The organism is Micromonospora globosa (genome assembly GCF_000717585.1).
GTDB classification, from domain to species: domain Bacteria; phylum Actinomycetota; class Actinomycetes; order Mycobacteriales; family Micromonosporaceae; genus Micromonospora; species Micromonospora aurantiaca.
Genome location: NZ_JNZR01000001.1, coordinates 223,569 through 243,584, shown reverse-complemented (window position 1 = coordinate 243,584; position 20,016 = coordinate 223,569). Strand labels below are relative to the sequence as shown.

Genomic DNA, 20,016 nt, shown 5'->3' with positions numbered 1-20,016 from the left:
CACCCGCGCCCGGTAGGACATGCCCGACTTCCACATCCCCAACGACCCGCAGTGGCAGTGGGCGTACGACCTGATCCTCGTCGCCGTCGGCGAGGAGTACCCGAAGGCCGACCCCGCCGCCCTGCGGGCCATGGGCGACGAGCTGTACGCGCTCAGCAGCACCATCCTCAACGGGATGGGCGCGACCGCCAACCTCGGCTACGGGCTGGCCGGGAGCCTGTCCGGCCCGGCGATGGACGCGTTCCAGCAGTACCAGGTCGGTATCACCAAGAACGTGCCGGCCGGCGGCAACATCGCGCTGGCACTGGGCGGCTCGGCCTACAACTTCGCGCTGGACTCGGAGAACACCCAGTACAACATCGTCATCGCGGCCTTCACCCAGGTCGTGGAGATCGCCATCGCGCTGGCCTCCGGCTTCGGCGCGGCGGCGGTGCCCGCCCTGATCAAGATCGGTCAGGAGATCGTCGGGGCGCTGATCAGCCTGTTCCGCCAGCGCCTGCGCAACATGCTGATGCGGCTGGCCTGGGAGGCGTTCCAGGAGGGCCTGGAGGAACTCTGGCAGAGCGCCGCCGCCCAGGTCACGCAGATCATCGAGGGCAACCGCAAGTCCCTGGACTACAAGGACCTGGCGATGGCGTTCGCCGGAGGCGCGTTCATCGGCGCGGGCGTCAGCGGCGTGCAGATGATCGGCGGCAAGTTCTTCCCGAAGATCAACAACAGTGTCCTGTCGCGGGAAGGGCTGTCGGCACTCGCCGAGACGCTGTTCGAGGGCCTGTTCACCATGATGGTCGGTGGCGGCGGCTTCAACCCGTGGGCCACCATGACGTCGTCGATGATCGGCGGAATGGCCCACCACTACGCCACAGTGGTCGGCCAGAGCTACGGCCCGGGCGCCGGTGCCGGGGCGCCACCGCCGACGATCGAGACGAAGAACCTCACGACCACCGCTCCCACGCCTCCGCCCACGGCCGTGGACGGACCACCCGTGCCCCCACCCGCCGGCTCCTCCGCCGGCCCGGGCAGTCAGGGCGGCGGCCCGGGTCCGCAGCCCTCGGGCGGCCCGGTCGCCGGAGGCGGTGCCGGTCAGGGGTCCGGCCCGGGCGACGCCGGGGGTCAGGGGCCGGCGCATCAGGGCTCCGGCGACCAGGGTCCGGGCAACCAGGGCACCGGTCAGGGCAGCGCCGGAAGCACCGCTCCGGGCAGCCAGCCTCCCGGGGGCCAGACCGCGGGCGGCCAGACCCCGGGTGCTCAGACCCCGGGCGGTCAGACCTCCGAGGGCCAAAGCGCGGGCGGTCAGACCGCGGGCGGCCAAACTGCGGGCGGTCAGACCCCGGACACTCAGACTCCGGGCGGCCAAACCGCGGGCGGTCAGACCGCGGGCGGTCCAACCGTGGGAGGTCAGACCGCGGGCGGTCCAGTCGCGGATGGTCAGACCGCCGGTGGTCAGGTCCGCGACGGGTCGCAAGCGGGCGTATCGAACGGCAGCGCGAGCCCCGACGGCGTCGGAGGTCAGACCCCGAGCGGGCCCGGCACGGCCGGTCCGGGCGCCGGCGCCGACCCGCGTGGGGTCGGCGGTGTCGCCACGGGGCCGGGCCCGGCCGCAGGCGGCGAGGCCACAGCCCCGCGCGCCGACTCGACGGGTACGCCGGGCGGCAACCCGGCGAGCACCGGCACCGGTACGCCCACGACCGGCATCCCGGCAGCGGGCGCCGACGTCGCCGCGCCCTACGGCGGCGGACTTCCCGGTTTCGACACTCCGACGTCGAGCGGCGGAACAGCCGGTGCCGACACCCCGGCACCCGTGACCTCGCCTGCCACCACTGCCGGCCCGGTGGCCGTCCCGGCCGACCCCGCACCGTCCACCGCCACACCGAGCGCAGGCACACCGGCAACCACCACGCCAGGCACGGCCACACCGAGCACCGGCACCGCGAGCACCACCACACCGAGCACCGGCACCGCGAGCACCACCACACCGCCGACCACCGTCACGCCGACCACCACCGCATCGAGCACCGGCACCGGCACCCCGTCTGCGAGCACGCCGTCGACCAGCCCACCGACCAGCGCGCCGAGCACCGGCACGTCGACCACGAGCACACCGGCCACCGGTACGCCGCCGTCGACGACCAGCGGCCAGCCGACCGCTCTCCCACGCGACGTCGTCGGCGCCGCGCCCCCGCCACCGATGGCGCCCGTCGACGGCATCTCGGTCGACGGCCCGGCCGTGGTCGCCTCCCCGGCCACCGATCCGGGTACAGGCACGCCCTCCACAGGGGAGCAGGCGGTCGCGGTACCAGGCCCGACCACCGACGCCGCATCGAACGACGTCCACTCGGACGCCTCGGTGGACGCCACCGCCGCCACGGTGGCGGACCACGCCACGGACACGAGCGTCGTCGACACCGCACCGACGCCGGACGGACCGACGGCAGCGCGGGACGACACCGCCGAACCGACGCCGGACGGGTCGCGAAGCGTGCAAGCGCCGCCGCTCGCCGTCGCGGACCCTGCCGCGACCACCCGGGCCGAGCGGAGCCCGCAGTTCCGGCAGGCCAAGGCGAGCGCGGAACCGAAGCGGCTGCGCACCGAGCGGTACGTGCCCTGGAAGGACACCGTCGTCCCCGGCACGCACCTGCTGCGCGGCGAGATCACGACTATCGACTTCACCACCCGGGAGTTCACCGCCGACGGCAGGGACTACCGGTCGTTCGACGTACACCTGGATCTTGTCTCGAAGAACGACCAGATGTCCCCCCGGGAGTTGCGGAACTTCGCGGAGACGGTTCAGCGCACCGTCGACGAGATGGTCAACGGCCGGTACACGCTGCCCGACGGCCGGCTGCTGCACATCGACCTGGTCGTCGACACGCCTCCGTGGCGCGACGGTATGACCCGCGACTGGCAGGCGGATCCACGCCGCAACCCGCCGGTCGAGGTGACCTCGGAGACCGGGGTGAGCACCGACCAGCACCTGTGGAACACCGGGGACCGTCTCTCGGTGATGGTGCACGAGGTGATGCACTACCTCGGGGCCAAGGAGGGTCACCAGGCCCCCGAGCACCTGTTCACCACTGTCGACCGTCCCGGGGTGATGGGCCTCGACGTCGGCGCCCTGCCGACGTCGTCGGAGCAGGCCGCGACCTCGACCGGGCCGGTCGACTATCTCACCGCGCAGGATCTGGCGACGATCCACGACGCCGCGCTGACTGCCGGCCCGGTGCGCGACCTGCCGGTGCCGCAGACGGCGCACGACCAGACGCCGGACCCGCGTCCGAATCCGCAGATCCCGTCCCGCGCCCCGGCCCCGCCACCGCCGCCGCCACCACCGCCCGGCATGACGGGCATGCCGCCACCACCGCCACCGCCACCCGGTATGCCGGGCATGCTCCCACCGTCACCGCCGCCGGGTATGCCGCCACCACCCGGCATGCCGCCACCGCCGTCGGCCGGTCCCACGACTCAGGCCGTCGACCTGACCCCGACGGACCTCTCACCCGCCACGCTGCGGCACCGCGCGCCGAGGCCCTCGCCCACCCCCGTCGGCCAGAGGCTGAACGAGAAGTACGGCGTCGTGCACGTCGTGGACCAGGGGTCGCCCGGCGTGGGACACCAGGCCGCGACGGTCGCGATGCTCGACGGGCTGGCCGCCACCGGCTACCGGGGCACTGTCGTGCTGACCTATCCCGGCAACAAGACGCCCTTCTACGCCGAGCAGCTCGGCCGGCAGGAGGAGTTCGAGACACCGGCGGGCTCGTACGACCTGTTCCACCGGGAGTGGACCGGCCACCGCGGTGGGATGGACGTCGTCATGCGACCGCAGGGGCCGCCCGGCACCAATGAGAAAGCCTGGAAGACGACGGACTGGCCCGGCGCGCCACGGGCCAAGGCGTGGCAGGTGGACCGGCAGAAGGGTTTCCGCGAGAAGAAGATCCGCGAGCAGGGCAACACCCAGAGCCTGCGCATGGACGAGCTCGCCGCCCGCCTGCTCCCTGAGGGCGACGTGCTGACGGTGCTGCCGGCTGTCGACGTACCGAAGAACGACGACGGCTCGGAGTGGACCGCGGAGCAGAAGCAGGAGTGGTTCCAGCAGGCGTGGGCCGGTCCGCTGCGCGACGCCGCCCGTGGCAGGGACCACGACGTCGTCACGCTCCAGCCGTTCCTGTGGGACCAGTTCCCCCGGCAGGTCCGCAGCACCACCGGGACGGTCGAGGCGGAACTCGACGAGACCTCGACCGGGGTGCCGTCCTACCGTCGCCCGCCGCCCTCCACCCGGCCGGCCGCCCGGGACGTCATCACCGCCACCGGGATCCCCGGGGCCGACGACCTCGCGACGGTGGTCGACGACGACGCCACCGACGTGGTGCTCGTCTACTACGGCGACACGCCTGACACTCCCCCGCACCAGGAGGTCGTCGACCGGCTGGCCGCCGCCGCCCGGCCCGGCCGGAAGACCGTCGTCCTGGTCCTCGGCAACGACGAGCGGGTCCTCACCACGAGCAACGCCGACGTCCACGTCGCCGCGCTGCCCCGCATCACACCGGAGCAGATGGCCGGTCTCCGCGACCGCGCCACGCTCGTGGTCACCGAGGGCGCGAACACGTGGCAGGAGGCGCTCACGGCGGGCAAGCCCACGCTCTCGGTGACCGGATCCGTGGGTGACACCCGGCCGTGGGATCACGAGCCCGCGGCGGTCCGGAACGACTCCGCCCAGGGCGGCCACGACCTGCTCGTGAACGCGTCGGAGTACCTGCGGAACGGCGGCGACCCCGCCACGGTGCGGGACTTCGTCCAGGACGACGACGGCGGTGTCCGCACGTACTTCGACGGGTGGCGGGACGCGCTCGGCCAGACCGGCTCCGACCAGGTCGACCAGGCCCTCGCCACGGTCACCGGCCTGCCGCTGGACCCGGACGCCCGCCCGCGCACCGACGCCGCGCCCGGCGCTCCCCCGGTCGACAACACCCTGCGCGTCCCGGGAGTCCTGCCGGACCGGTTCCCCACGCCCAAGACCCGCGACGAGATCGCCCGGGCACGCGCCGAGCAGCACGACACGGCGCCACGGCGGATCGCGCACACCAGCGCGTACGACGTCATCGACCGTGGGCTCCATCCCGACACCCGCGTGCCCGACGTGGTCGCCCGCTCGTACGAGCAGGCCGGCCTGACCGTTCCGGCGGGCGACCGGCCCCGCCTGCGCCTCGACGCGGTGGACAACCGCATCGCGTACGACCATCGGGTGCTGGACCTCGGCGACCGCAACGTGCAGGACTTCACGGTCAAGGTCTTCCTGGACCCCCGGGACGACGCGGCGGCGGATGCCCGGCCGGACGTGGAGACCCGGGTACGCGACGCGGTCGACGCGATCTACAACCAGGGCTTCCGGATCGGCGCCGATCAGCTCAACGTCACAGTGGAGTTCGTGACCCGGCCGAGCGAGGCACACGCCGTCGTGGCGCTGCACGGCTCTCCGTCACCTACCACCCAGACCACCTGGTCGACGCACTCCTCCGACCTCGACCTCGCGCACGAGATCGGGCACTTCCTCGGTCTGCGCGACGAGTACTCGGTGGCGGACCGCGCCCTGGACGGCACCTTCGTCCAGGGCGACAACTCGCTGATGGCGACCACCACGCGGCAGCCCGGCAACGATCCGCGGTTGCTGGCGCGCAACGTCCACCGGATCGCCGGTCAGCAGCGCGACGTGCTCTCGCCCGACCGTGGCGGCTTGCCGCCCCGGACGGCGCCGGTCCGGTTCGAGCCGGTACGGGTGCCCGGCGGCCGCAACGCGCGGTTCGACGAGCTGACCCGGCACACCCGCGACGTCGGTCCGGGCAACTACCGGCAGGAGACTGCCGACCTCAAGGACGACGGCGCGCCGATCGGGTTCGTCGTCAACTCGATGCTGCCCGCCGACGACGTCGACCAGATCCCCGAGGTGGTCCGTGCCGTCACCGAGGGACTCGCCCCGGGCACCACAGTCGCGTTCGTCTTCGGCGTCAACACCACCGCCGAGGTGCCCGACCTCGCCTTCCGGGACGCGGTCGCCCGGGCCGCCCGGCTCGCCGAGGACCTCGACGTGCCGGTGGCGGTCAACGGCTACGCGGTCGGCACGAAGAACGGGAAGTTCCCGTACGGCCGCACCCGCAACCAGGTGCTCCGCGACCCCGACACGGTCGCCGCGATCCAGGGCCTCGCGCAGGGCGGTCCGGACGGCGAGGCCCGGCGCTACCCGTACGTGTCGATCCAGGACTTCGACATGGGCGCCCGGACGACGGCCGACGGCACCCACGTGTTCGACCGCATCGACAGCCGGACCCGCTTCGACCCGGACGCGACCGGACCGCAGGACGAGCCACCGGCCCGGCCCATGATGATCTCCGGCGGATACCGCGTCGGCGACACCGAGGAGCTGATCCGGCGTACCCGGGAACGGCTGGAACGACGCGCACGCGACCACCGGGCGAGGATCGCCGGCCTCCCCGCGGGCAGCGAACGCACGACCGAGCAGCAGAAGCTGGCCGCCGTGCGCAACGGCCTCGCCAAGCTCGACACGCAGGCCGGGCGGGACGCCTTCGTCCGGGACTTCACCACAGCCGTGGACGAGGACATGCGGTCCCGGGACCGGCAGGCCACGGTCCACCCGATGCTGCCGTACTCGCCGGAGCCGAACCTGTTCGTCGACGGCCTGCTCACCCTGGGCCGGCCCGAGGTCCGGTTCGGCGACGCGGGCGCGGAGTTCCTCCTGCTGGCCGAGAGCCTGCACCGGGCGTACGGCGAGGAGCTTGCCGTCGCCCACGGCGCGGCGACGCCGGCCGGTCTGCCGGCGGACGTCCTCACCGTCGACGTCCAAGTCGACTCGCAGAACAACAGGCATCCCGACCGCGACCTGGCCTTCATGACGGACTTCGTGGGCGCCGCCACGCCCACCGACCTGTCCCGGCTCGCGGCCGACTTCGCCGTCGGCAACTTCCTGCCGCAGTCGCACGCCGTGCCGACGAACGTCAACCGGCAGCTGTTCTACACCGAGGGCACCGGCTTCAAGGAGTACCGGGCCGAACTGCGCAGGCCGGACCTCGCCGCCCCGAAGCCGTTCGCCGCGCCCACCGACGTGGTGCCCGGCCCGTCGTGGACGTGGCAGCAGACGCTCACGCCGCAGCAGCTGCGGCAGCTCGGCGCGCAACCACACAACAGGTACGTCACCGCCGTCTCGCTGCCGGCGCCGGACACCACCACGGCGCCGGACGTCCCACCCGAGTTCGACCCCGACCTGGACCCGGCACGGCCGGCCCGGACCGTGGGCCTGCCGGACAGCCAGCGCCTCGTCGCCGCGCACCTCGTCGCGACGTCGAACGACTCCGGGACCATCCAGCAGGAGTTCGCCGCCGCCACCGCCGTCGCCGACCGTGGCGGGCTCGGCCGGCAGTCCGGCTCCCTCTACGACGCGATCGCCGCCGCGCTGCCCGACGGTGACGCCGACGCCCTGCGGATGAGCACGCTGCACGCCGGCCGGGACACGATGAGTCTCGACGAGGCCGCGGCGATGCGGCAGCGCAACACGTACGACAACGGCCACTTCGTCCGGGCCGTACTCGCCCCCGACCCCGGGGGGCGACGCCGCGACACGCCGGTCGACGACGCCGAACGGCAGCGCATCGCCAACGCGCACGACGTGGTCGAGTTCGCCGCCGCCCGCGGCACCCAGGTGCACCTCGTCGTGTACGACGACCCGGCCGGGACGCCGCGCGACTACCCGGTGGTCGGCGCCCGGCCGCGTGGACGGCTGGAGCTGCTCCGCACGATCGACCCGTCCGGTCACGTCACCTACGCACGCCATGTGCCACCTCCGTCGGCCCCGGCGAGCGACACCGACAGCGACAGTGACAGCGATTCCGGCGGCTTCGACCTGTTCGGCGACGACGACGGCTACGGAGGCTTCGACGGCGGCTTCGACGACGACAGAAGCGACGACAGCGACGACGGGCTCGCCACGTCCACGCCGGCCGGCGACCCGGCCACCCGGTCGGCCGCCGACGACACCACCACCGCAGAAGAGACCGCCGCAGAAGAGACCACCGCCGCGGAGGACACCGCGGGCGAGACGTCGTCGGCCACCGAGACCACCGCGCCGCTGCCGTCGCCCGACGCGGTACGCCGGGGCCTGCCCTCCTACCTGCGGGACAGCCGCACCCTCGGCCTCGCCGAACAGTTGCGCGCCACCGAGAACGCGGCGCTCGGCGCGGCGCTGCGGACCCTCGACCCCGGCCTGTCCGACGACGTGGTCGCCGCCGTGGAGGCGGACAGCCGCGACGACGTGGACCAGTTCCTCGGCGAGGGCCGCCCGTACCCGGTCACGATCGACGGGCGGCCGGCCGAGCTGCGGGTCACCGCCGTCCTCGACTGGGACGCGCTCACAGTGGACCGGGCCCACGACGACCCGCGCAAGGTCTCCGCCAAGAACCGGGAGAACCTCACCCACACGCTGCGCCACAACCGGGACCGGCGGGTCGAGCCGAAGGTGACAGTCACCGCGATACCCGGTGTCGTCGTCGGGATCGGCGGGTCGGTGCCGACGGCGCCCACCACCGAGCACTCCGCCGCCCACAAGGACACGTACACGTCCACCACCACTGTCAAGGTCACCGGGCTGACCGAGGTGACGGTGCCGATCCGGTTCGTCGCAAGGCTCGTGCGGCCCGGCCGTCCCGCCGTCGAACCGGTCGAGACCTCCGGCAGCGTCGCTCTCGCCGTACACACGGGGTTGCGGACGGCAGACGCGACAGCGCCGGCCGCCGCGGACCGTGCGCTCGGCGCGCCCGTGCCGGCCCGGTTCGGGGTGGAGAGCGTACGCAGCCGGCCGGCCGATCCGGGCGCCACGTTCTTCGACCAGGTGGAGGCGATCCTTGCCGAGGACGGCATGGCCGACCTCGTCCGGATCGGCGCGCCCGGCCGCCCGGTGATGCAGAAGCTGCTCAGCGACGCGACGTTCTCCGGCAGCCTGCCGGCGATGGTGGTCACCGACCCGGCGAACGTCCACGACGGCTGGGTCCGGTCGGGTTCGCTGCCGCGCGCCGCGCGCAGCGGCTGGCGGCGTTTCTTCCCGGGCCGCGCCCGGCAGGTCGAGGTCCGCCTGGTCGCCCGGCACGTCGAGGAGGTGGAGCGGGTCGACGGGCTCACGCACGTCGACACGTCCGCGCTCGCCGCCGAGAGCACGAGCGCCGCCGCCACCAAGCGGCAGTGGGGGCTGTGGGGCCTCGCCGGCGCCGGAGTGGACGCCGCGCCGCTGAGCCTGGTCGTCGGGCCGCGGGTCGGCGGCGGCCGGGAGCGTGGCGCCACCCGGACGATCACCGAGCGGACCGGCGGCAAGCAGACGGTGACGGGCACCGCGCCGGGCGTCCGCTACCGGGTCGAGTACGGCGTCCAGGTGCGCGTCCTGGGCCGCGCGCCGCGGATGCTGTCCGGTTCCGTCGACGCGCTCCAGTGGACCACCGGCGACCGGCTGCCCGGCACCGCCCTCGACCCGGACGGCCGGGAGTGGCGCGGACGGCGCGGCACCGACCGGACCCACTTCGCACCGGCGCGCATCGAGCGGGGCGAGTCGTTCGGCGGCGCGTACCTGACCCGGGTCGGCGACCGGAGCCTGTACGAGACGGTCGCCGACGCGGTGCGGTCGGTGCCCGGTCACGACCGGTTCCGCCTGGCCACCCGCGACGAGACGCTGCGGCACTTCGGCGACCAGCAGCTCGCCGACGGACTGACCCCCGAGCTTCAGGCGGCACTGACCCGGGCCACCGACCTGCGCACGCAGCTCTCCCCCGACCAGCTGCGCCACCTGGCGGACCGGATCGTCGGCCCGGGGTTGAAGATCCCGCTGATCCGTACCGGCACGTTCCACGACCACGTCACGGTGGTGACGATCAAGGGCAGCCTCGGCGAGGTGTCCGACGGCGACCTGCTCGACCACGACAAGATCGGCACCGCCGCCAAGCGGACCGCCAGGTCCACAGTCACCAGCGCCCGCGACGACAGCCGGTCGGCCGAGCTGAGCCTGGAGCCACGCATCCTGGGTCCGCTCGGTCAGGCCGCCTCGACGCTGCTCGGCGGACCGCGCGCCGCGGTCACCTGGGGCACCACCGACGAGAGCGCCGTCACCGGCGGGCAGTCCACCGAGAGCGACCACGGGCCGGCGCTCGACGACGAGGGCAAGCCCACCGGGGTACGGCTGCGCGAGTTCGCCGCCACCCTCGACCTCACCGTCACCACCACGTCCACGGTGCGGGTCAACCAGGCGGGCCGGCAGCTCTCCCTCGGCACGTACGGCCGGGACGTGCCCACCGTCGTAGCCGCATCAGCGCAGCGCCCCCGCACGCACCGCCTCGACGTGCGCATGCTCGTCCCGGAGTCGCGGGTCTCCCGGCAGCGCCCCGGCGCGGAGCCCAGCCCGGTCCCCCGCGACGTGGAGACCATGGCGTACCCGCCGCCGCTGAGCCGGATGACCGGCGGGCCGCACGACCTCGACGGACGCCGGGTGGAGTCGTTCGTCTGCGCCGACCGGTTGCAGGACGCAGTGGTCGAGACGCTGCGCGAGGCCGCCCGGGACGACATCTACGCCGCCGAGGACGGCCGGATCTCCACTGTGGTCGCCGACGAGCTGTCGCCCGAGCGCCTCACCGGTGACGCCGAGCTGTTCAGCCGCCCGCTGGCGCTGAGCAACCTGTGGCACGGCCGCCGGGCCGCCGACGCCCGCGCCGACGTGCGGGTACGGCTGCGCCCGACCAACCCGGCGGTGCTCGACGGCGCCGAGTTCGCGCGCGTCAAGCGGACCTTCGCCAGCGGCACCGCCCGCAAGACCACCGACGCGCGGGCGATCGAGGTGAGCGTCTCCGGCACCGGCGTCGCGTCGGTCAGCGGGCCGGTCGCCGACCACGGCGGCAGCACCGGCCGGCCCGGGGGCGCTGTCATCCTGTCCGTCACACCGTGGCGGCGGGCGTGGGGCCGGATCAGCGAGCGCAGCGCCTCCGGGGTCTCCAAGCTGCGTCTCGGCGGTGGCCGGGCCGAACGCGAGCTGCTGGTGCGGGTGGACGTCGAGGCCGAGGTGGTCGCCGAGGCCCGGCACGACAGCAACCTGCGTCCGCTGGGCCGCTGGCCCGGCACACCGGCCCGGCGGGCCGGCCGGCGGCTCACCCTGCCCGGCGCTGTCGTCATGCGGATGACCCCGGCGGAGCTGAAACGACTCCAGGACCGCGACCGCGCCCGCCGGCACGGCACCGCCGACGTGCGGCTGCACCTGCGGCACGCCGAGAACGCCGAGACGCTCCGCGCCGAGCAGCGCGAGCAGCTCGCCCGGATGGCGCGCGAACAGGCCACGGAACTCGGGAACCTGCTGCGGCGGCAGCACACCGACCTGCGTGACGTGCAGGCCTACGTGGACCGGGTCCGGCGGGACCGCCGCATCAGCCCGGCGGGCCGGCAGCTCGCCGACGACTACCTGGCCGATCTCCAGGAACGCCACCGGCGCGAACGCGAGGATCTGGCCGCGGCGCACGAGGCGGCCACGGACGCGCTGCGGACGGCGCAGGAGCGGGAGCGGGCCGAGCAGGCCGAACAGCAGCAGCGGGAACGCGACCTGGTACGCGAGGCACAGCAGCGGCAGAACGAGGACGCCGCCGGCCCCGGCGCACCGGCCCACGCGGCACAACCGGAGTTCCGGGCCGGACCGGAACGGTCCCTCGGCATCGGCGGCGTCACCACCCACATCGACCTCACCGATCGCATCCCGCACCTGCGGCGTGCCCTGGCGCGGGAGTCGAGCGAGGAGCTCGCCCAGGCGATCCTGCCGTCCACCCGGGACCGCGGCCCGGACGACCCGGTCCGAGGGCTCGGCAGCACCGGTTTCCTCGGCGCCGCCCACCTGCACCTGGCCGACGCGCTCAACGGCGGCCGGAGCGAGACGGTACGGCTGGAGCGGCGTTTCCGGGGCGCCACGTACGACGTCACGCTCACCGCCGAGCCGGTGGGCGAGCCGAGCTTCACCGGCATCGACCTTGTCGACGAACTGTCCGTCACCGACCGCGCGGTCGTCGGCGAGGCGCAGACCCGCACGACGTCGCGGACGGCGGCGCAGGTCACGCTGACCGGACGTGCGCAGGGCACCGAGACCGACCGGGTTCAGGACGACGCCACCCGCACCACCGGGCACGGCCCGGCCTCCGGCACCGTCGCCGCCGGTCTCACCGGCACCGCCGCCCTCGGCAACCAGGCCACCAAGGCGATCGAGCGCACCGGCCGCACGTACGAGCAGTCGCTGACCGTGTCCGGCCCGGTGCCCACCTACCGCGGGGCGGTCCGCCTGACCGTCACCGTCACCGGGCGCGGGCTGCCCGAGGGCGGCGTGTCGGTCCACGCGGTCCACGACGTCACCACGTACTCGGCGACCGAGGGCAGGAAACTGGCCCCGTCCGGCCCGGTCACACCGGTCGCCGCCGGGCAGACCACCGACGAGGGCCGGCGGCGATGGCGCGAGGAGGCCGGCTTCGACCGGCTGCCCGAGCCGGGCCGGTTCGCCGTCGAGGACGTCCTGGTCGACCTGCCCGGCCTGCACGATGCGGCCCGGCAGGCGCTCGTCGCCTCCGGCGCCGCACCCGGCAGGGACGTCGACGCGGCGCTGCGCGACACACTGACCGTGAGCCGGATCAAGGCGTTGCCGGCGATGTTGAACGGCGCGTTCCCGCTGCCGATGCCGGCCGGGCTGGGCCGCGACCTGTTCCTCGACGCCCGGCTGGTGGCCCGCCCGAAGCTCCTGCGCGCGGACGCCACGGTGAAGATCGGCGGCTCGGCGAAGCGCGCCGCGGACACCGAGTACGAGCAGACCGCCGGACGTTCGTTCGCGCTGAAGACGGCCGGGCCGCTCGTCGTCGGCGGCGTCGGCCATCCGGGCGGCGCGAGCCGGGTGGGCGAGCGGCAGGACTTCGCCGCCGTCAACGCGGCCACGCTGGTCGAGCAGCAGCTCTACCGGACCGACCCGGGCGCCCAGGTGAAGGACGAGGGCAAGGTCTCGGTCAGCACGACCGGCAAGCCGGCCCGGCGCACCGACCCGGACGACAAGCTCACCGCCGCGGTCGAGTACGACGTCGAGTTCCGTTTCGTCGCGCGTTCCCGCGACGCCGCAGGCAGGCACCGGGCCGGCACGGAGGTCCGGGTGCCCGGCGGTTTCGTGGTCCGGCTGGACGAGGCGGCGGCCCGGGACGTCATCGGCCGGGACCTCTCCCCCGGTCTGCGCGCGTCCGCGCTCGCCGTCGCCGACGCGGCGAAGAAGCTGTCGGCGGCGGCGGCCCGCCTGGACGGCCTGGCCTCCCGGACGGACGCGGACGCCGACGCCGCCGCCGAGGCCGAGCAGTCCGTGACGGAGGCCGAGAACGCCTGGTGGGACGCCTACCGTGCGCACGAGGCCGAGGTGGCCCCGCCACCACCGGCACCGGCTCCGCCGGTGGACGTGCCCGCCGCCGAGGTGGCCACGCCCACCGCGCAGGCCCCTGTGGTCGGCGACCCGGTCGACGTCACCACCGGCCGGGTCCTCTACACCGAGGTCGACGCCCGCCTGCCGGGGCTCACCCTGGAACGGACCCACCGCTCCGACTACCGGTGGGGCCGCTGCTTCGGCCCGACCTGGGCCTCCACGCTGGACCAGCGCGTCGTCACCGACGACACGTACGCGCGGTTCCTGGCCGCCGACGGCTCGATCCACACGTACCCGATGCCGGCCGAGGGCGACGAGGCGCTGCCGGTCGCCGGCCCCGGCGGGCCGCTGCGCCGGCTGACCGGCGGCGGCTGGCTGCTCACCGAGCCGGGCCGGTCGCTGCTGTTCGCGCCGGCCGACGCGCACGGCGACTCCTGGCTCACCGACGTGGTCACCGACCGCACCGGGTGGCGGATCGAACGCTCCGCCGACGGCACGCCCGGCCTGCTGCTCTCCGCGTCCGGCCCGGTCGTGGTGCCGCACCTGACCGGCGGCCTGGTCGTCGGCGCACACGTCCGCGCCGCCGACGGCACCGTCCACCTCCCCTCCTTCGGCTACGACGACAGGCGGCGCCTGGTCGAGGTCCGCAACTCCTCCGGCCACGAGACGCGGCTGCGCTACGACGACGCGGGCCGGCTCGTGCGCTGGCAGGACCGCAACGGCGAGTGGTTCGGCTACGACTACGACGAGGCGGGCCGCTGCGTCCGGGCCGGCGGCGGCGGCGACGTCCTGCGCTACTCCCTGCGGTACGACGACGGCGTCACGCACGTGACGAACTCGCTGGGCGAGGTGACCCGGTACGAGTTCGACGAGCGCCACCTGGTCACCGCGATCGTCGACCCGCTGGGCGCGACGGTCCGGCAGGAGTGGGACACGGCGCACCGGCTGCTGTCGCGCACCGACCCGCTCGGTCGCGTCACCCGCTTCGACCACGAGGCGCGCACGCTCACCCTTCCGGACGGCTCGACCCACCCGGTCCCGCCGCGCCCGCCCGCGCCCGCGGACGACATCGAGTTCGACGCGCTCGGACGGGTCCGGGCGACCCGGGCCCCGGACGGCGCGGTCACGACGTACGGCTGGACCGCCGAGGGGGATCTCGCGTGGCGGGTCCGCCCGGACGGCTCCACGCAACGGTGGTTCTACGACGGTGAAGGGAATCTGGTGGACGTCATCGACGCATCAGGAAGGGCGGTGAGCTTCGAGTACGGCCCCTTCGATCTACCCACGGCACGGGTGGATCAGGCGGGGAACCGCACCGAGTTCACGTACGACACGGAACTACGGCTCATCGGGGTGACGAATCCGGCGGGCCGGACGTGGCACTACGAGTACGACGCGGCAGGCCGGCTGTGCGGGCAGACCGACTTCGACGGCCGTACCCAGCGCTACGAGCACGACGAGGCGGGCCGGCTGGTCGCGCACACCGACGCCGCCGGCACCGTCACCCGCTACCGCTGGGACGCGCGGGGCCGGGTCGTGGAACGCCGGGTCGGCGACGCCGTCACCCGCGTCGAGTACGACGCCGACGGCCACGTGGCGGCAGTGCTCAGCCCGGACGCGCAGGTGCGGTTCACCCGCGACGCCGAGGGCCGGGTGCTGTCCGAGACGATCAACGGCCGGACCGTGCGCACCTCGTACACCGCCTCCGGCGCGGTCGAGGCGCGCACCACGCCGTCGGGCCGGTCGAGCCGCTGGACGTTCGACGCCGACGGCCGCCCGGAGAGCCTGACCGCCGGGGAGCACCTGCTCGGCTTCACCCACGACGACGCCGGCCGGGAGATCGGCCGGACCGTCGGCGGCCTGGTCGCGCTGCGGCAGACCTTCGACGCGGCCGGGCGGCTCACCGGGCAGCACATCGCCGACGCCGCCGAGCGCCGCTACACCTACGACGCCGCCGACCGGGTCACCGCGATCGCCGACTCGCTCGCCGGCGACCTGACGTTCACCGCCGACGACACCGGCCGCGTCCGGGCCGTCGACGGCGACGTCCCGCAGCGGTACGACTACGACGAGGCCGGCAACCTGGTCGGCGCCGGTGGCGGGCGCTGGGAGTTCACCGGCACCATGCTCGTGCGCTCCGACGACGCGACGTTCTCCTACGACGCGAAGGGCCGCCTCACCGGCCGGGTCGACGACGCGGGCGCGTGGCGCTTCGAGTGGGACGCCGAGGACCAGCTGGTCCTGGCCGTCACGCCCGGCGGTGACCGCTGGCGTTACCGCTACGACGGCTTCGGCCGGCGTATCGCCAAGCAGCGTCTCGGCGACGGCGACCGGGTGCTGGAGGAGGTGTCGTTCGCCTGGTCCGGTGACCTGATGCTGGAGCAGACGCACCGCGACGCCGCCGGCGCCACCACCACGACCACGTGGGACTACCGTCCGGACGCGGCGGTGCCGGTCGCGCAGACCGACGACGGCACGCTCCGCGCGGTGATCACCGACACCATCGGCACCCCGACCCACCTGGTCGAGCCGGGCGGCGGGCTGCGCTGGTGGTCGCGGGGCGACCTGTGGGGACGCGGCGCGGACCGGACCGCGACGCCGCTGGCCTTCCCCGGCCAGTACGTCGACGCCGAGACCGGCCTGCACTACAACCGGTTCCGCTACTACGACCCGGCCACCGGCCGGTACGTCAGCCCCGATCCGCTGGGCCTGTCCGGCGGGCCGAACCCGACCGCGTACGTCAGCAACCCGCTGACCGTGGCCGACCCGCTGGGCCTGACCAGTTGCACGCCCGCTCCGACGACGCCGCACCCGCTGGCCGCTGTGGAGCCGGCGCTCGCCGCGCCCTCCGACCAGACGCCCAGCAGCCTGCCCACGAACGCGGCGCCGCCACCGCCGAGCGCGCTCTACGGCATGCCGACCTGGGTGCGGGAGGCCAGGCGCAACCCGGACGGCACCGTCACCTACGAGTACGTGGAGCGCGACACCCCGTCGCCGCCGCCGCTGAGCACACCGGTCGGGCAGGTCACCGCGCAGGCCCAGGCCTGGTTCGACACTGTCGGTTTCGCCTCGCAGACGACGCTGGCCGACACGTCCTCGACGGCGTACCAGAGCTACCAGAGCATCCGTTCCGACCTGTACGCGAGCACCGGGCACCGCCCGCGTACCGGGCCGCGGAGCAACCGGGACGGTCACTTCAACGAGCCGATGGTCGGCAACCGCCCGTACAACAACGCGGAGGGGACCGGCCTCGGCGACCGGATCGGCGCGGAGGCAGACGGCGGTCGCCGGACCGCCGGCCAGATCGCGAACTACCTCCGTGGGTTCACGGCGCTGGACTCCATCACCAGCGCCGCCGGCCGGGAGTTCGCCACCGTGGTCACATTCGCGGAGCAGGCCCGTGGCTACGCCCAGGAGCGCCACGAGGCGGCGAACGCGCTCCAGGAGATCCACTCACTGGCGAGGAGCGAACGCGCACAGCACTACTGGGAGAACGTCGGTCACTGGTACGGCCCCGCCCGTCGTGGCTACGCCAGCGAGGAGGACTACGTTCCGCCGTCGCAGCGGCCCCGGCCCGATCAGCTGATCACCGGTACACGCAGGCCGCAGCGGACCACGACGCACGCGTTCGCCGTCGACGGCGAGCCGAGCGGCAGCCGTGACCGCAGCGACCGGTCGCGCAGCCCGCGGGACCGGAGCCGCCCCAGCGGCAGCAGCCACCGGCGAGGCCGTCGCCAGGAGTACGGCTTCCAGGGGCAGCAGACCGGCCCGGTCAGCATCGGCACCGCCTCTGCCGCGACGCAGGCGGACACCACGACGCCGCTGGCCGAGCAGCTGGCAGCGGCGCAGGGCGACCCGCAGGCACAGAACCGGATCCTCGACACCTTCCGGGACGCGCTGTCCCGGGACGTCCCGTTGAGCAACGGGTCGACGTTGCAGATCATGGCGGCGAACTCGCACGGCGGCACGGCCAACACCGCCGCCGACCTCGAGACGCTCAACGACGCGGACCGGCGGCACCTGCGGCAGATCCACCAGTCCCGCGACGCCGGCAACCAGAACGACTGCATCACGCTCACGATGGCGGTCGACAGCTACAAGCAGTCCGGGCTGATCACCCAGATCCCGTCGCAGACGCAGCCGAGGGAGCTGAGCGACCTCCAGAAGCAGTACCCGGGGCGCACCACCGAGGAGGTCGGCACCCTCCAGGGGCTGGTGGACGCGCTCGGCGCCATGCCGAACGGCACCAACGGCATCGTCGGCTTCCGCACGGGCGGTCCCGGCACCGTCGGCCACGTGGTGAACGTGTCGAAGGACTCGCGGGGCCGGGTGACGTTCGAGGACTCGCAGGTGCCCGGTCTGGCGACGCTGCCGCAGATCGGACCGGACGGCTCCGTCGTCCTGATCCGGACCAGCGACCCGGTGCCCGGCCCGTCCAGCGACGTGGACATGGCCTCGGTCCGCGACGCCGACTCCGACGTCGACATGGCCTCGGTCCGCGACGCCGACAGCGACGTCGACATGGCCTCGGTCCGCGACGCCGACAGCGACGTCGACATGGCCTCGGTCCGCGACAGCGACTCCGACGTGGACATGACGGACTTCTCGCCGACCACCGAGACGTTCGCCGGGGTGGCGCCCGAGGCGGTGGCGAAGACCACCGCGGAGACGCCGACCGTGGGTGACCCGATCGACGTCACCACCGGCCGGATGATCCTCACCCACACCGACGCCGTGATGCCGGGGCTCACGCTGGAGCGGACCTACCGCTCCGACTACCGGTGGGGCCGGTCGTTCGGCCGGGCCTGGGCCTCCACGCTCGACCAGCGGATCATCGTCGACGGCGAGCAGGTCCGGTACCTGGCCGCCGACGGCTCGCTGCTCACCTACCCGCTACCGGCGGAGGGTGAGGTGGCGCAGCCGGAGACCGGCCGGACGCTGCCGCTGCGCCGACTGGTGGGCGGCGGGTGGCTGCTGACCGATCCGACGTCCGGCCGCAGCCTGCTGTTCGCCGCGGCGTCGCGCACCGAGTCGCTGCTCACCGACGTCACCGACGGCGGCGTCCGCTGGACGATCCACCGCGACCGCCGGGGTACGCCGACGCAGCTGCTGTCGTCCACCGGGGCCACCATCGCGTTCACCTCGTCCGCCGGACTGGTCACGATGGTCTCGCTGCCCAACGCGGCGGGTGACCTGATGGCGGCGTCGCAGTTCGGCTACGACGGCGACCTCAACCTGATCGAGGTGACGAACTCCTCGGGCGACCCCGAGCGCTTCACGTACGCCGACGGGCGGCTGGTGCGATGGGAGGACCGCAACGGCGAGTGGTACACGTACACCTACGACGAGGCCGGCCGGTGCGTCGCCACCGACGGCAAGGGCGGCTACCTGCGCTACCGGTTCGACTACCAGCCGGGCCGTACGGTGGTGACCGACTCGCTCGGCGCGGTGCGCGTATACGAGCTCAACGACCGATTCCAGGTGGTCGCGGAGACCGACGCGCTCGGCGCGACCACGCGTAACGTCTGGGACGAGGCGTACCGCCTGCGGTCCACGACCGACCCGCTGGGCCGCACCACCGCGAGCGAGTACGACGCGTACGGGCGGCTGGTCGCGGTCACCCGGCCGGACGGCAGCCGGTCCGTCACCACGTACGACGAACTCGGTCGCGCGGTGTCCTGGACCGACTTCGACGGCAGCACCCGCAACCGCCAGTTCGGCCCGGACGGCCTGCTGATCGCCGAGGTGGACGCCTCCGGTGAGGTGGTCCGGTACGAGCAGCCGGCCGCCGACGGCCGGGGCACGACCACCCACGTCGGACCGACCGCCGTCGTGCACGACCCGGCCCGGCAGATCACCGCGGTGAGCACCGGGCAGGGCGAGACGGAGTACACCTACGACGCGCTCGGCCGCCTGTTCAGCATCCAGGACGACACCGGTCTCACCGAGTTCGGCTGGACGCTGGAGGGTGACCTGGCCTGGCGGGAGAACCCGGACGGTTCGGTCGAGGAGTTCCTCTACGACGGCGAGGGCAACCTGGTCGAGTGGGTCGACGCCACGGGCCGCCGGACGATCCGCGAGTACGGCGCGTTCGACCTGGTCACGGCCGAGATCGACGACGAGGGCAACCGCACCGAGTACGCGTACGACACCGAGCTGCGGCTGGTGCGTGTCACCAACCCGGCGGGTGCGACGTGGAGCTACACGTACGACCCGAACGGGCGGATGGTGTCCGAGACCGACTTCGACGGCCGCACCCAGCGGTACGTCTACGACGCCGCCGGGCAGCTCGTCGAGCGCACCGACGCGGCCGGCGAGGTCACGCACTACACGTACGACCTGCTCGGCCGGGTGGTGGAACGGCGCACCGGCGAGTCGGTGACGCGCATCGCGTACGACGCTGCGGGCCGGGTCGTCCCGGCCGAGGACGGCGGCTCGCAGGCCCGGCTGGAGCACGACGCCGCCGGCCGGGTGGCGAGCGGCGCCACAATGTCCACCTCGTCCGGCGGTTCCCTGCCGGAACCGCACACCGCTCCAGTACCCCGGCGGTGACCCGCCGC

Annotated in this window: 1 protein-coding gene; it reads left to right on the top strand. The window is 74.0% G+C overall.

Going from position 1 to position 20,016, the window contains the following annotated elements; genetic code table 11:
• Window positions 1-19 precede the first annotated feature (19 nt).
• Entirely contained in the window at window positions 20-20,008 is a 19,989-nt protein-coding gene (locus tag IF06_RS0100845) for a DUF6531 domain-containing protein (protein WP_030268271.1), read from the top strand.
• Window positions 20,009-20,016: the final 8 nt, after the last annotated feature.

Excerpts from the sequence above, each read along its gene's own strand:
- IF06_RS0100845 (WP_030268271.1), top strand. The coding sequence starts at position 20 with ATGCCCGACTTCCACATCCCCAACGACCCGCAGTGGCAGTGGGCGTAC.